The sequence below is a fragment of the uncultured Aquimonas sp. genome, from assembly GCF_937888285.1.
In the GTDB taxonomy this organism is placed as follows: domain Bacteria; phylum Pseudomonadota; class Gammaproteobacteria; order Xanthomonadales; family Xanthomonadaceae; genus Aquimonas.
In genome coordinates this window covers 20,121-34,393 of the sequence record NZ_CALART010000005.1, presented here as the reverse complement: position 1 = coordinate 34,393, position 14,273 = coordinate 20,121, and the positions used below count along the sequence as shown (strand labels likewise).

General features: G+C 70.0%; 11 protein-coding genes. 3 read left to right on the top strand and 8 right to left on the bottom strand.

Annotated elements, in window-relative coordinates; translation table 11 throughout:
- Nucleotides 1-33 precede the first annotated feature (33 nt).
- Nucleotides 34-3,429 carry an EAL domain-containing protein gene (locus tag Q0654_RS00555; RefSeq protein ID WP_298849405.1) on the top strand — a complete coding sequence of 1,132 codons (3,396 nt, stop codon included), beginning with the start codon at nt 34-36 and terminating at the stop codon, nt 3,427-3,429.
- Between the two features lie 84 nt (nt 3,430-3,513).
- Here the strand turns inward: Q0654_RS00555 and Q0654_RS00550 are convergent, their stop codons facing one another.
- From Q0654_RS00550 to Q0654_RS00515, 8 genes are all read right to left on the bottom strand, one after another.
- Nucleotides 3,514-3,810 carry a hypothetical protein gene (locus tag Q0654_RS00550; protein ID WP_298849403.1) on the bottom strand — a complete coding sequence of 99 codons (297 nt, stop codon included), beginning with the start codon at nt 3,808-3,810 and terminating at the stop codon, nt 3,514-3,516.
- A 99-nt stretch (nt 3,811-3,909) separates the two neighbouring features.
- On the bottom strand, nt 3,910-4,527 hold the full coding sequence (locus tag Q0654_RS00545) for a hypothetical protein (protein ID WP_298849401.1): 618 nt from the start codon (nt 4,525-4,527) through the stop codon (nt 3,910-3,912).
- Nucleotides 4,528-4,690: 163 nt separating this feature from the next.
- Complete coding sequence (locus tag Q0654_RS00540) at nt 4,691-4,999, bottom strand: zinc ribbon domain-containing protein (protein WP_298849399.1); 309 nt, start codon at nt 4,997-4,999, stop codon at nt 4,691-4,693.
- Between the two features lie 393 nt (nt 5,000-5,392).
- Nucleotides 5,393-6,253, bottom strand: a complete 861-nt coding sequence (locus Q0654_RS00535) for an aminotransferase class IV (RefSeq protein ID WP_298849397.1) — start codon at nt 6,251-6,253, stop codon at nt 5,393-5,395.
- Complete coding sequence (locus Q0654_RS00530) at nt 6,244-6,480, bottom strand: ACT domain-containing protein (protein WP_298849395.1); 237 nt, start codon at nt 6,478-6,480, stop codon at nt 6,244-6,246. The genes Q0654_RS00535 and Q0654_RS00530 overlap by 10 nt, the downstream gene beginning before the upstream one ends.
- Nucleotides 6,464-8,230 carry an acetolactate synthase 2 catalytic subunit gene (gene ilvG / locus Q0654_RS00525; RefSeq protein ID WP_298849393.1) on the bottom strand — a complete coding sequence of 589 codons (1,767 nt, stop codon included), beginning with the start codon at nt 8,228-8,230 and terminating at the stop codon, nt 6,464-6,466. Before ilvG ends, Q0654_RS00530 begins: the two co-directional genes overlap by 17 nt.
- Nucleotides 8,227-9,267: a ketol-acid reductoisomerase gene (gene ilvC, locus Q0654_RS00520; protein ID WP_298849391.1), complete on the bottom strand. Its 1,041-nt coding sequence runs from the start codon at nt 9,265-9,267 to the stop codon at nt 8,227-8,229. The genes ilvG and ilvC overlap by 4 nt, the downstream gene beginning before the upstream one ends.
- Nucleotides 9,268-9,340: 73 nt before the next feature.
- Nucleotides 9,341-10,984 carry a dihydroxy-acid dehydratase gene (locus tag Q0654_RS00515; protein WP_298849389.1) on the bottom strand — a complete coding sequence of 548 codons (1,644 nt, stop codon included), beginning with the start codon at nt 10,982-10,984 and terminating at the stop codon, nt 9,341-9,343.
- 466 nt (nt 10,985-11,450) lie between these two features.
- Here Q0654_RS00515 and Q0654_RS00510 point away from each other — a divergent pair, with 466 nt between their 5' ends.
- Nucleotides 11,451-12,458: a DUF2333 family protein gene (locus tag Q0654_RS00510; RefSeq protein ID WP_298849387.1), complete on the top strand. Its 1,008-nt coding sequence runs from the start codon at nt 11,451-11,453 to the stop codon at nt 12,456-12,458.
- 7 nt (nt 12,459-12,465) lie between these two features.
- Nucleotides 12,466-14,079, top strand: coding sequence for a GGDEF domain-containing protein (locus tag Q0654_RS00505; RefSeq protein ID WP_298849385.1), 1,614 nt, complete (start codon nt 12,466-12,468; stop codon nt 14,077-14,079).
- Nucleotides 14,080-14,273: the final 194 nt, after the last annotated feature.

The window sequence follows — 14,273 nt, the reverse complement described above, 5'->3', positions numbered from 1 at the left end:
TCGCCCTGCCCAAATGCCCCTCGGAGACGGCTCATGCTCCTGCACGCGGTGGATCGCTTCATTCTCAGGGCAACGCTGGCCTATGCGCTGTTCGGAGCGGTCTGGATCGTTGGCTCCGACGCGCTGCTGGCGCGCCTGATCGACGTCGATGCGATCGCGCGGCTGTCGATGGCCAAGGGGCTGCTGTTCGTGGTGCTGTCCGGCTGCGCATTCGCGCTTGGCATGCGCCATGTGCGATTCCTGCAGGACGCCGAGATCTCCTCCGACCGCGGCTTCGACTGGCGTCGCTGGCAGCGCTGGCCGGGCTATCTGCTCGCCCTGCTGCTGACTGCCACCGTCGGCGTGCTGCGCGCCCTGGTGCTCGATGCGGTCGGTGCGGAAACCGGCCTGCTGCTGGTGTTCGTGCCGGCGATCTTCGTATCGGCCCTGTTGGGTGGCTGGGGCCCGGGCCTGCTGAGTACTGCGGTGGCGCTGCTGATCACCGCGCAGTCGATGTACTGGCACGGCATCGAAGCGCGCGACCCGGGCACGGTTGAACACCTGCAGCTGCTGCTGCTGGCCATCAGCGGCGCCGCCGGCAGCCTGATCAGCAGCAGCCTGCATCGGGCCCGCGAGTCGGCCCAGCGCGAGGCGATGGCCACGACCGCGACCCTGACCGCGATCGGCGATGGCGTCGTGGTGCTGGACGCCGAGGGTCGCGTGCGCTCGATGAACCGCGCGGCGACGACGATCCTGGGTCGCACCGCGGACGCGGCACGCGGCTGCCGGCTCGACAGCCTGCTGGGTGCACAGGCTGCTGAGGGTGCCCCCGCCGCTGGCCGCAGCCTCCCTCCGGACGAGGCCGGATTGGTCCGAATGTCGCGGCCCGACGGCGCGCAGCTCGCCCTGCGCATCGAGGAGTTCGCGCTGGTCGAGCAGGGGCGCGAGCGTGGGCGAGTGGTGGTGCTCCGCGATGAGACCCAGCGGGAGTCACTGGAGCGCGAGGCGCGGCGCGTGCGCAGCCTGCTGGGCGCGGTCATCGAAGGCGCCTCCGACGCGATCTTCGTCAAGGACCCCGAAGGGCGCTATCTGATGTGCAATGCGCAGGGCGCGCGCATGGTCGGCTTCAGCGTCGAGGACCTGCTGGGACGCACCGACGCCGACCTGTTCCCGCCCGAGCAGGCGCGCATGCTGCGCCAGATCGATCTGTCGATCCTCGCCTCCGGCGAGACCCGCACCGGCGAAGAGCAGCTGAGCCTGCCGGGCCAGCCGGATGCGGTCTTCCTGGCCACCAAGGGGCTGGTGCGCGACGCGCGCGGCGAGCGCATCGGCGTGTTCGGCATTTCCCGCGACATCACCGAGCGCAGCCGGCAGCAGCGCCTGCTGGCCGAGAGTCGCGCCCAGCTGCGCACCTTCGTCGAACAGGCGCCCATCAGCGTGGCGATGTTCGACCGCGACATGTGCTACCTGGCGGCGAGCCAGCGCTGGCGCGCCAGCTTTGGCCTGGCCAGCTCCGATCTGGTTGGCGTCTCGCACTACACGCTGCTGCCGGACCTGCCGGAGCGCTGGCGCGAGCTGCATGCCCGCGGCCTGGCCGGCGAGCACCTGCAAAGCGACATGGACCTGTGGGAGCGCAGCGACGGCCAGCGCCAGTGGCTGCGCTGGGCCATCCAGCCCTGGCAGGACGAGCGCGGCGAGGTCGGCGGCATCATCATCGTCACCGATGACCTGACCGCGCAGATGCGCCTGCTGGACCAGCAGCGCATCGCCGCGGTGGCGCTCGAAGCCGCCGATGCCATCGTCATCACCGACGCCCATTCGATCGTCCAGCAGGTGAACAGCGCCTACTGCGAGATCACCGGCTACAGCCGCGAGGAGGCCATCGGCCGCCGGCAGGGCGATCTGGTGCGCTCCGGCAAGCAGGGAGCCGAGTTCTATCGCGCGATGTGGTCGGAGCTGGCCACGGTGGGCGTCTGGCGCGGTGAGCTGTGGAACCGCCGCAAGAGCGGCGAGCTCTACCCCGAGTTCCTGAGCATCACGGCGGTCAAGGACGAGCACGGTGCGATCAGCCACTACGTCGGCGTGATGCAGGACATCACCCAGCGCAAGCGCGCCGAGGAGACCATCGTCCGCCTCGCCTACTACGACGCCCTGACCCACCTGCCGAACCGCCGGCTGCTGCTGGACCGGCTGCAGCATGCGCTGAAGGCCAGCGAGCGCGAGGGTCTGCGCGGCGCGCTGCTGTTCATCGACCTCGACAACTTCAAGCAGCTCAACGACACCCGCGGCCACGATGCCGGCGACCAGCTGCTGATGCTGGTCGCGAAGCGGCTGCTGGACGCCGTGCGCGAAACCGACACCGTGGCGCGGCTGGGCGGCGACGAGTTCGTGGTGCTGCTGGAACACTTCGCGGAGGACGCCGACGCCACGGCCGCCCTGGTCGCCCGCGAAGCCCGCCGCATCGGCGACCGCCTCGCCGCCAGCTACCAGATCGGAGACGCCGAGCATCGCTGTACCGCCAGCATCGGCATCGCGCTGTTCGGAGGGCAGGGCGCGACTGCGGACAGCGTCATGAAGCAGGCCGACCTCGCCCTCTACCAGGCCAAGGCCGATGGCAAGAACGCGGTGCGCTTTTTCGACCCGGCGATGCAGAGCGTGGTGGAGGCGCGCTCGCGCCTGGAGGCCGAGCTGCGCGATGCCGTCGAGCACGGTCAGTTCGTCCTGCACTACCAGCCGCAGTGGAATCACCCGCAGGGCGTGATCGGGGTCGAGGCGCTGATCCGCTGGCAGCGCGACGACGGCCGGCTGGTGTCGCCCGCGGAGTTCATTCCGCTGGCAGAGGAGACCGGCCTGATCGTGCCGATGGGCGCCGCAGCCTTCGTCGAGGCCTGTCGCCAGCAGGTCGCCTGGCAGGGCGACCCCGCGACGCGCGACCTGAATATCGCGGTCAACGTCAGCGCGCGCCAGTTCCGCAGCCGCGAGTTCGTCTCGCAGATCCGCGGCGCGCTCGAGACCACCGGAGCGGACCCGCAGCGGATCAAGCTGGAGCTGACCGAAAGCCTGCTGCTCGACCAGGTGGATTCGGCGATCGCGCGCATGCACGAGCTGCGCGCGCTCGGCCTCGGCTTTTCGCTAGACGATTTCGGCACCGGTTTCTCGTCCCTGTCCTATCTCAGGCGCCTGCCGCTGGAGCAGCTCAAGATCGATCGCAGCTTCGTCGTCGATCTGCTCACCGACGCCAATGCCGCCTCGATCGCCCGCGCGGTCATCCATCTCGCGCACAGTCTGGGGCTGTCGGTGGTCGCCGAGGGCGTGGAGAGCGAGGACGTGTGGAGCCACCTGCGCGAGCAGGGCTGTGATGCCGCCCAGGGCTACCTGTTCAGTCGCCCCGTGCCGGCGGACGAAATCCCGCAGCGTCTGCGCGAGCTGGCTGTGCGCGCTGCGCTCTGACTGTCGGCTGTTCGCCGCCTCACGGCCTGCGTCCCGGGTGCCCGAGTGGCCTCCGGGCGCCTGATCTGGAGTGCTGGTGTGGCTTCAGCGCGTGCCCAGACGCTCCCAGAAGCTGTTGGGCAAGGGGTCGCTGTCGGCCTTTCCGAGCTTCTCGCGATGGCGGCCCGGCGGCGGTTCGCTGCGGTGCGGGCGACGGCAGCAGACCCGCACGACGTAGCCATCGCCGGCCGTGTCCTCGACCTCGACGGTGTGGGCTTCGCCCTGCTTCAGTGCCTGGTTGATCGCCGCGCCCAGTGCACGCAGCGCTTGTGGCGTGCCGACCACGGTCGACATGTCACGGGGAAAGTCCTGCGCGTAGACATGCAGGATGGACTCGGGCATCAGCGCTCTCCGGCGGGCGGCACGTCCGGTTTGTGCCGCGAATGCCGGCGAGGCATGCAAGGTCTGCGCCCCATGGGGCGCCGCGGGCGCCTCGTGTCTTCAGCGGATGTCGCCAGCCTCGCCGATACGCAGCTGGCCACGCGCCTGCACGGGCGACTCGCCCATGAAGGCGCTGCGGCTGAACTCGAAGTCGGCGACCAGGGCCTGGCCTTCGCGGCGCAGGCGCAGTTCGCCGTCGGCGCTGGCGATCATGCGGCGGCCGTCCGCTCCTTCGATCGCGAGCGTCAGCTGGCCGCGTCGCGGGGTATTGCGCACCCCCTCGCTGCCGAAGCTGCCGAGCTGGTAGCTGCCCTCGGAGGTCTCGGAGGCGGCGACGAACAGGTCGGCCTTGGCGTACAGGGTGTTGGCTTCGTTGTAGACCTCGAGCGTCAGCGATTCGACGCCCTCGGCGTCGATCACCGGCAGGCGCATGGCGCTGCCGGAGGCGTTGCGGACCGCGTGGTCGCTGCCGTCGATGTTGAGCTGCAGGGCGTTCGCGCCTTCGCTGGCGGCGACTTCCGCGGTGGCCGCGGTGTCCGCCCCGCTCGGTGCGGCTTCACTGGCGGCAGAGCTGGCCGCGGCGGCCGGCGCTTCCTCGCTCGAAGGGGCGCAGGCCCCGAGGCCGACGGCCAGCAGCAGGACGGTGATGCGGACGAACAGGGTCTGCGAGGGGCGCATGGGTGGGACTCCGGCGTGGGATTCCGCGAGGTTACGGCGCCAGGGCGGCAGATGCGACAGGGAGGTGCTGGGCGGCTCGCGCTGCGCGCTGCGGGGCCGATGGAGCATTCCGCTTGCAGCGCCAGCGCCAGCGCCAGCGCCCGACCGGGAGCACGCGAGGAGCTCAGGTGCCCGTCGCGGCCGGCTTGGCTTCGCTGCTGGCGGCGGGCTTGCTCTCGCTGCTGGCGGGCTTGGCGTCGGCGCCGCCCGAGCCACTGCTGTCGCCCGCCAGGTTGCGCTTCTTGTCGCCGTCCTTCTTGAAGTCGGTCTCATACCAGCCGCCGCCGGCCAGACGGAAGCTGGGCGCGCTCACCTGTCGACGGACCTGTTCGGCGCCACAGGCAGGGCAGGTGCTCGGGTCGGCATCGGAGAGCTTCTGCAGGCGCTCGAAGCTGTGGCCGCAGGCGCCGCATTCGAATCCGTAGAGGGGCATGGGGTGCTCCGGGGCAATCTCAAAGGTGGGCGCAGAATGGGGGCGGGAGCTGCGAATTCAAGAGCCGCGGACGCAGCGGCGGCGTCAGCAGCTGCGAAGCGGGGCAGGGGAGGTTCGAGATGCGCCCGGTATTGGGGACAGTGCACAGCTCGCGGTGGGCCAGGGCCCACCCTATGAGGTTCCGTGGGCCGGAACCGAGGCAAGTGATCCGCGGTGATTTCGTTGGGGATGGGGCGGACGGCGGCTCATAGGGTGGGCCCTGGCCCACCATGCGCTCAACACCGGCCCCGGTCCCCTCTATTCCAAGCGCGCCCCGGTCCCGCACCTGCCTTCATCGCAAAGCCGTGTGCACCGCTGCACCCAAGCCGCCCTCGCGTCCGCACGGAGCGCCGCTCAATACGTCGTCAGCCACCCATGGCGCGCAGCCTCCTGCCCGGTCACCACGCGCTGGTACAGGCGCCGCAGCTCCATGCTGATCGGGTTGGCGCCGAGCTCGCGCTGATCCAGCCAGCCGACCTGGGCGATCTCGGCCGAGGTGCCGGTGAGGAAGATCTCGTCGGCGTCTGCGAGCTCTTCCAGCGACACCGTACGCGACTCCGCGCCGGCCAGCTCCATCACCGTGGCGCGGGTGATGCCGGGCAGGGCGTCGGGGTGTTCGACGGCCGTCACTCGCCCGTCCTTCACCATGAACACATTTTCGCCGGTGCACTCGACCACCTGCCCCTGCGCGTCGGTGAACAGGGCTTCGCCGAAGCCGCGCGAAGTCGCCTCGCGCTTGGCCAGGATCGAGTTGACGTAGGCCCCGCAGAGCTTCAGCGGCGGAATCGCCGCCGCCGTGTTGCGGCGGTAGGGGCTGTGGGTGAGCCTGACCCGCTCGCTGCCCAGATGCGGCTTCCACGGCATCGAGGCGACCAGCACGTCCTCGCCCAGCACTTCGACATCGAGCCCGAGGCCGCCGCGCGCATAGGTCGCCAGCGGGCGGATGTAGGCGTCGCGGTGCCGGTTCGCGCGCAGCACGGCCAGCGTCGCCGCCTCGAACTCGCCGATCGAAAACCTGATGCCCAGCGCCTCGCAGCCGCGGGCCATGCGATCGAGGTGGTCGCGCAGGCGGAACACCGCGGCGCCGTCCGGCGTGGCGTAGGCGCGGATGCCCTCGAACACGCCGGTGCCGTAGTGCAGGCCGTGGGCGAGCGGGTGGATGCCGATCTCGTCGACGCGCACGATGTCGCCGTTGTACCAGAGGCTCAGGGACATTCGGCCACCTCCACCTTCAGGCAGTCGTAGAGCTTTTCCATCTGTCGGCACAGGCCTTCGGCGGCGCGTTCGCCCTCAAGCGTGAGCGCAAGATTCCAGGCGCTGCCGTCGTTGGAGCGCTGGCCTTCGATGGCCAGCGGCGTGTAGCCGCGGCGCTCGGCCGTGCCCAGCACGCGCAGCAGCGCGCCTTCGGCCGGGCGCAGGGTCAGGTCAAGCCGGAATCGCATGGGCTTCGGTCTCGTCCAGCATGGTGGCGTTGCTGTGGTTGGGTGGCACCAGCGGCCAGACGTTGGCGCGGGCGTCGATGATCACGTGCAGCAGTGCAGGGCCCGGGGTCGCCATCAGCTCGCGCAGCGCGGCCTCGGTGTCCTCGCGGCGCTCCAGGCGCACGGCGGGGATACCGAACACGCGGGTCAGCGCGGCGAAGTCGGGGTTGTCGGAGAGGTCGATCTCGCTGAAGTTCTTCGCGAAGAACAGCTCCTGCCACTGCCGGACCATGCCCAGCGAACTGTTGTCCAGCAGCACCATCTTGATCGGCAGCTTGCAGCGCGCGACGGTGGCCAGCTCCTGGATGTTCATCATGATGCTGCCGTCGCCCGAGACCAGCACGACGGGCCGATCCGGGCAGCCGAACTGCGCGCCCATCGCTGCCGGCAGGCCGAAGCCCATGGTGCCCAGCGCGCCGGAGGTCAGATGGTTGCGCGGATGGTGGAAGCGCCAGTGCTGGGCCACCCACATCTGGTGCTGGCCGACATCGCAGGCGACCACGGTGTCGGGCGGCATCAGCTCGGACAGGCGCTTCAGCAGGGCCGGCGCGTACACGCCCTTGCCCGGCGCGTCGTAGCGCGGCGCCGACAGCGCGCGCATGCGCTGGCAGCGCTGGTGCCAGTCCTCGCAGTTGCTGCGCGCCGCGGCCAGCCCGCGCAGCGAATCGCGCAAGTCGCCATAGAGCGGCACGTCGGCACGCCGCAGCTTGCTGATCTCGGCCGGGTCGGCGTCCAGATGGATGACGCGCGCGTTGGGCGCGAACTCGCTCAGCTTGCCGGTGGCGCGGTCGTCGAAACGGGCGCCGACGCAGATCAGCAGGTCGCATTCCTGCACCGCCGTGTTTGCCGCACGGGTACCGTGCATGCCCAGCATGCCGATCAGGTAGGGATGGTCGGGCGGCAGGTTGCCCTGGCCGCGCAGGGTCTGCACGGTCGGCAGACGGGCCGACTCGACGAAGGCGCGGAACTCGGCGACCGCATCGCCCAGCACCACGCCCTGGCCCGCGTAGACCACCGGCCGTTCGGCCGAGGCGATCGCGGCGATGGCCTCGATCAGGTGCGCGGCCGAGGGCTGCGGCAGGGTGCCCTGCACCGAAGGCGGCAGCGGACGCAGATGCTGCGCCGGCGCGTTCTGCACGTCTTTCGGGAAATCGATCAGCACCGGCCCGGGCCGGCCGCTCTTGGCGATGCGGAAGGCTTCGTGGACGACCTTGGGCATGTCTTCGATCGAGCGCAGCAGGAAGCTGTGCTTCACGATCGGCAGGGTCATGCCGTAGACGTCCAGCTCCTGGAAGGCATCGGTGCCCATCAGGGTGGTGGGCACCTGGCCGGTCAGCACCACCATCGGCACCGAGTCCAGAAAGGCATCAGCGATGCCGGTGACCAGGTTGGACGCACCGGGGCCCGAGGTGGCCACGCACACCCCGACCTTGCCCGACGCGCGCGCGAAGCCGTTGGCGGCGAGCGCGGCGCCCTGCTCGTGGCGGACCAGGATGTGGCGCATCGGCGAGCCGGTGAGCGCGTCGTAGAAGGGCATGATCGCGCCGCCCGGGTAGCCGAACAGCACCTCGGTGCCTTCGGCCTCAAGGCAGCGGGCCATCAGTTCGGCGCCGTTCTTGGCGGGCTTGAAGGCCGCCGCCGCGATCTGCGCGGCGGCGGGTTCGGCCGACGCGTCAGACGCGTCCAGGCTGTGGGCGGCGCGGGCGTTCATGCGGCGGCGTCCTGCGGTTTGGCGGCGGGGGCGTCGGCGGCGGGCTTGGTCTCGGCCTTGGGCGCGGCATTCAGCCAGGCCATCTCGGCGCGCAGGGTCTTGCCGATCTTCTCGATCGGATGGTCCAGATCGGCCTGCTTCAGGCGCTGGTACTCGGGGTTGCCGGCCTTGTACTCGGCGATCCACTGGCGCGCGAAGGTGCCGTCCTGGATCTCGGTCAGGATGTCCTTCATGCGGGCCTTGGTGTCGGCATCGATGACGCGCGGGCCGCGGGTCAGGTCACCGTACTGCGCGGTCTCGCTGATGAACTCGTGCATGCGGGTCAGGCCGCCGTCGTAGAGCAGATCGACGATGAGTTTCAGCTCGTGCAGGCACTCGTAGTAGGCAATCTCGGGCTGGTAGCCGGCCTCGACCAGGGTTTCCCAGCCAGCGAGCACCAGCTTGGTCGCGCCACCGCAGAGCACCGCCTGCTCGCCGAACAGATCGGTCTCGGTTTCTTCCTTGAACGTGGTCTTGATCGCCTTGGCGCGCGCGCCGCCGACGCCGGCGCAGTAGGCCAGGGCCAGCTGCTCGGCCTTGCCCGAACGGTCAGCATGGACGGCGTAGACGCAGGGCACGCCGCGACCGATCTCGAACTCGCGTCGGACCAGTGCGCCCGGGCCCTTGGGCGCGACCAGGATCACGTCGAGATCCTCGCGCGGCGCGATTTCGCCGTAGTGCACGTTCAGGCCGTGCGCGAACAGCAGGCAAGCGCCCTTCTGGATGTTCGGCTCGATGTGCTCGCGATACAGCTGCGGCTGCACCATGTCCGGCGTCAGCACCGCGATCAGGCCGGCTTCGCGGATCGCATCTGCCGGCGACTTGACGGTGAAACCGTCCGCTTTCGCCTTGGCCTCGGTCGGGCCGCCCGGGCGCAGGCCGATGATCACGTCGGCGCCGGAGTCGCGCAGATTGAGGGCGTGGGCGCGGCCCTGGCTGCCGTAGCCGATGATGGCGACGCGGGGCAGGGTGGCGGCTGGATTGTTCGGCTGGCTCATCGTCGGTTCCTTGGAAGGGCGGTGCGGTGGTAGGTGTGGGTCGTTCGCGGGGGCGAGGTTCGGGGGTGCGGTTTCAGCCGGTGGTGATCGCGCCGCGCGAGGCGGAGCTGACCAGCCGGGCGTACTTGGCCAGCACGCCGGTCTCAACACGCGGGGCGATGCGGGCAGGGATGCGGCGCGAGAGGTCGGCGGTGGTTTCCAGCACGCGCCGATCGACGTCGATGATCACGGTGTCGCCATCGGCCAGCTGCGCGATCGGGCCGCCGCGCGCGGCCTCCGGGCTGGCGTGGCCGACCATGAAGCCGTGGGTGGCACCGCTGAAGCGGCCATCGGTGATCAGCGCGACCTCGTTGCCCAGGCCCTGGCCGACCAGGGCCGCGGTGACGGCCAGCATCTCGCGCATGCCGGGGCCGCCGGCCGGGCCTTCGAAGCGGATCACCACGATGTCGCCGGCCTTGATCTCGCGCGCCTGCACGGCGGCAAACGCCGCGTCTTCGGAATCGAACACGCGCGCCGGACCTTCATGGCGACGGCGGCCGTGACCGGCCAGCTTGACGATGCAGCCCTCGGGCGCGAGGTTGCCGTAGAGGATCGAGTAGCCGCCGCTGGGCTTCAGCGGATGGCTCAGCGGGCGAACGGCATCCTGGTTCGGGTCGCCTGCCGGTGCGGCATCGATCTCGGCGAAGAAGCTGCGCCCGGTCACTGTCGGCGCATCGGCCAGCAGGCCGGCGGCCTTCATTTCTTTGGCGACCAGGGCGGTGCCGCCCATGGTGTACAGCTCGGCGGCGGTGTAGCGGCCGCCGGGCTTGAGATCGGCAATGACCGGCACGCTCGATGCCGCCTGGAACTCTTCCAGATCGAAGGCCACGCCGGCCTCGTGCGCGATCGCCAAGAGATGCAGGGCGGCATTGGTCGAGCCGGCGGTGGCCGAGACCGCGCGCGCGGCATTGCGCAGGCTCTCAGTCGTGATGATCTCGCGCGGCAGCGGCCCATTGTTCGCGAACAGCCGCATCACCTGTTCGCCGCAGGCCTGCGCGGCCTCGCGTTTCTCCGTTGCCGGTGCGGGGATATCGTTCAGGCCCATCGGCGACAGGCCGAGGAAGGTCAGCACCATGGCCATGGTGTTGGCGGTGAACTGGCCGCCGCAGGCGCCGGCGCCGGGGCAGGCCGCTTTCTCGACCTCGGCCAGCTCGGCCTCGTCGATGCGCCCGGCGGAATGCGCCCCCACCGCCTCGAACACGTCCTGGATGGTGACCGCCTTGTCCTTGCAGCGGCCGGGCAGGATGGTGCCGCCGTACAGGATGAGGCCCGGCAGGTTCATCCGGCCCAGCGCCATCGCCGCGGCGGGAATGGTCTTGTCGCAGCCGACCAGCAGCACCACCGCATCCAGGCAGTGGCCGCGCACCGCCAGCTCGATGGAATCGGCGATGACCTCGCGCGAGGGCAGGGAGGCGCGCATGCCGTCCGAGCCCATGGCGATGCCGTCGGTCACGGCGATAGTGTTGAACTCGATCGGCGTGCCGCCGCCACGCTTGATGCCGATGCCGACATGCTCGGCCAACTCGCGCAGGTTGATGTTGCAGGGGCTGACGTCCGACCAGGTATGAACCACCGCCACCAGCGGCTTTGCGATCGCGGCGTCGTCCAGGCCTGTGGCGCGCAGCATGGCGCGGGCGGGGGCACGGGCGGGACCGGTCTTGATTGCGTCGCTCTGCACGGGGGGAGTCCTGGTGGCGGTGGAGGAGTGGAAGGCGGGCAATAAAAAACCCCGCCTCGTTGCCGGGGCGGGGTTTTCGGTTTTTTCGGATCCTGGCCTGCTCTGGAGGCTTTCTTCGGACCGTACTTTCCTATCCCGCGCCGGGTGGCAGGCCAATAAGAAGTACGAGTACGAGGAGCGCGAGCGCTGCGGCCGCGATGCGCGCGTTCGTCACCCGCACCTGGGCGGTGCGGGGGATTGCGATAGCGCGGGGGCGGGTGGGCTGCCGGTTCATGCGCTGCAGCAAAACACAGGCTTTCGCGAAGTGTCAACAGCCGAAACGGCATTAGGGCCTGACTTTGGTCGAGGCTGCGAAGCGGGGTCGCGCAGCCGCTTCACCGGTGTCGACGCGGGGCCTCTACACTGGCCCGCGAGCGGCCCTGGCGATGCTGCGCCACCGCGGGCCCGCAACGCGAAGGAGTACACCATGTCCGTCACGACCCCCAAGACCCGCCGCTACGCCTGGCTCGGCGCGCTGCTGATCGGCCTGCCGACCCTGCTGATCCTCGCCTTCATGTGGTGGTGGGATCACGAGCCCGATGCCTTCGATGTTGTCGCCCATGCCAAGGCGCGTGCCTCTGAACGCGGCCAGCCGGTGGTGGTCGGCACGGTCAGCACCGAGGCCCTGATCCGCGTCGCCGAGACCCTGCTCGACAAGCGCGGCGGCTATCTCAGCAACGACAAACTGCCGCCGGGTGCACTGATGGACAACCTGCCCAACTGGGAGTTCGGCGTGCTGGTGCAGACCCGCGACTTCGCCAAAGCCTTCCGCAACGAATTCAGCCGCTCGCAGACGCAGAGCACCGAGGACGCCGACCTGCTGGAAGCCGATCCGCTGTTCTCCACGCCCTCCGATCGCTGGCTGCTGCCCTCCTCGGAAGGCCAGTACCGCAAGGCGATCGGCCACGTCGAGGGCTATCTCGACCGGCTCTCCGACAGCGATCCCTATTCCGCGCAGTTCTATGCGCGCGCCGACAACCTCGCCGATTGGCTGGCGGTGGTCGAGAAGCGGTTGGGCTCGCTCTCGCAGCGGCTCTCGGCCAGCGTTGGGCAGATCCGCATCGATACCGACCGCGGCGGCGACCGCAGCGCCACCCAGAGCACGCCGGGCGTGTCGCCCCGAATGGTGCAGACGCCGTGGACCGAGATCGACGATGTGTTCTACGAAGCCCGCGGCACCACCTGGGCCCTGCTGCATTTCCTGCGCGCGGTCGAGCACGATTTCGAGCCGGTGCTGCGCGACAAGAACGCCCTGGTCAGCCTGCGCCAGATCATCCGCGAGCTGGAGGAAAGCCAGCACGACCTCGGCAGCCCGGTGGTGCTGAACGGCTCGCCCTTCGGCTTCTTCGCCAACCATTCGCTGGTGATGGCCAACTACGTCTCGCGCGCCAATGCCGCGGTGATCGATCTGCGCCAGCTGCTGGAGCGCGGCTGAGATGTCGATGGCGCCGCGCCTCGCGGCTCTCCTGCTCGCGCTGCTGGTGCTGTGCCTGCAGGCGAGCGTCGTCGCGGCGGGCGAGGCGGTGATCCGCACCCATCCCGAGTCGGCAGGCGTCCGCAGCCTGCCGGTGGACTGTTCCGACGCCGAGGGCGAGGGCTGGACCAGCTACCGCATCGAGGCCCCGGCCGTGGGCTGGGAAGCGCGGCCTCTGGCCGTGTTGGTGAGCGGCATCGCGGTCGATCGGGTGCGCATCAGCCAGGGCGATCGTGTCTATTGCGGCCAGTACGGCGACGGCGCGCGCGCGGATTCGCGCTTCCGCACCGGCGTCGGCGGCGTGTTCGTGCCCGCCCAGGGCAGCAGCAATCCGGTGCGCGTGGCCGTGTCCGGCGCCGCCCTGCAGTTCTGGCCGGTGGTCATCGATGTCGGTTCACCGGCGTCGGTGCAGCGCTTGGATGCGCTGCGCTTCGCCTTCCGCATCGCCATGCTGGCGATCACCTTCAGCGTGGTGATCTCCACCGCGCTGGCCTGGGTGGCACTGCGCGAAGTTTCGCTGCTCAGCCTGTCGATCAATACGGCGCTGGTGGTGGTGTGGATGGCGATGATCACCGGGCTTTCGGGCTTCCCCGAGGCCTGGCTGCCGGTCGGTGAGGCGCGGCTGCGGATCCTGCTGAGTTCACCGCTGCTGGTGGCCGGCATCACCGTGTTCCTGATGATGCGCTCCGGACGCCTGCGACGCGGCGAGAAGGGCGTGCTGCTGATCACCGCCGGCTGCTGCCTGCTCGCGCTGCTTGCGGTCGCGGCCTGGGGAGTGCCCTGGAGCTATATCCCGGCCTTCACCCAGTGGGCCGAAGTCGGCGTGTTCCTGCTGTTCACCGGTGTCGTCCTGGTCTGTCTGCCCGGTGCCTTGCGCAGGCGCCTGCTGCCGGTGGCGAACCTGCTCGGCGTGCTGCCGCTGGCCGTGGTCAGCACCTTGGGCGTGTTCGCAGCAGGCGGGTTTGGCGAATGGAAGGTCGAGGCCTATGTCGGCGGCGCGGCCTGGATCGCCGTGGCCTCCAGCTCGATGCTGATGATGCGCCTGGCCAGCCTGCGTCGGCAGCGCGACGAGATGCGCGCGCTTGCCCAGAGCGATCCGCTCACCGGCCTGGGCAACCGCCGCACGGCGCTGGCGCGGCTGCAGGACGAGGTCGACCGTCGCCGTGCGCTGGGCACGGAGTTCGGCCTGGTCTACGTCGATATCGATCACTTCAAGCAGATCAACGACGGCTTTGGCCACGCCAGCGGCGACCGCGTGCTCGGCGGCGTCGCCCAGCTGCTGCGGCAGCTGGTGCGCGCCAGCGACGTGGTGGCTCGACTCGGCGGCGACGAGTTCGTGCTGATCCTGGTCGGCGCTGACGAAGCGACCAGCCTGCGCCTCGCCGAGCGCGTGCGTGAGCGCATCGAGCTGCTGCCCCTGGTCGGCAGCGGTCCGGAGGCTCCGTTGTCCTGCACGGCCAGCATCGGCGTGGTCAGCAGCGCGCGGTATCCAGAGGCCGGCGCGGAAGAGCTGCTGCGGCGTGCAGACGAAGCGATGTACGCGGCCAAGAAGGGCGGCCGCAATCGGGTGGTGCGCGGCTGAAGGCCGGACTCGGTCTTCGCGAGCAGGCCTGTGGTGGCAGGCGGGATTCGGGATTCGGGATTCGCAGAGCCAGAGCTCGTCCGCGCTGCGCTCCCGGGAGCCTGCCCACAGGCGATAGCCCCACAACGGAGTTGCGGATTGCCCGGCGCAAACGACAACGCCCGGCCATGGGCCGGGCGTTGCGTGCATCCTGC

What these genes read in the sequence shown, in the direction of transcription:
- Q0654_RS00555 (WP_298849405.1), top strand. Translation starts at nt 34, where the DNA reads ATGCTCCTGCACGCGGTGGATCGCTTCATTCTCAGGGCAACGCTGGCC.
- Q0654_RS00550 (WP_298849403.1), bottom strand. Translation starts at nt 3,810, where the DNA reads ATGCCCGAGTCCATCCTGCATGTCTACGCGCAGGACTTTCCCCGTGAC.
- Q0654_RS00545 (WP_298849401.1), bottom strand. Translation starts at nt 4,527, where the DNA reads ATGCGCCCCTCGCAGACCCTGTTCGTCCGCATCACCGTCCTGCTGCTG.
- Q0654_RS00540 (WP_298849399.1), bottom strand. Translation starts at nt 4,999, where the DNA reads ATGCCCCTCTACGGATTCGAATGCGGCGCCTGCGGCCACAGCTTCGAG.
- Q0654_RS00535 (WP_298849397.1), bottom strand. Translation starts at nt 6,253, where the DNA reads ATGTCCCTGAGCCTCTGGTACAACGGCGACATCGTGCGCGTCGACGAG.
- Q0654_RS00530 (WP_298849395.1), bottom strand. Translation starts at nt 6,480, where the DNA reads ATGCGATTCCGGCTTGACCTGACCCTGCGCCCGGCCGAAGGCGCGCTG.
- ilvG (WP_298849393.1), bottom strand. Translation starts at nt 8,230, where the DNA reads ATGAACGCCCGCGCCGCCCACAGCCTGGACGCGTCTGACGCGTCGGCC.
- ilvC (WP_298849391.1), bottom strand. Translation starts at nt 9,267, where the DNA reads ATGAGCCAGCCGAACAATCCAGCCGCCACCCTGCCCCGCGTCGCCATC.
- Q0654_RS00510 (WP_298849387.1), top strand. Translation starts at nt 11,451, where the DNA reads ATGTCCGTCACGACCCCCAAGACCCGCCGCTACGCCTGGCTCGGCGCG.
- Q0654_RS00505 (WP_298849385.1), top strand. Translation starts at nt 12,466, where the DNA reads ATGGCGCCGCGCCTCGCGGCTCTCCTGCTCGCGCTGCTGGTGCTGTGC.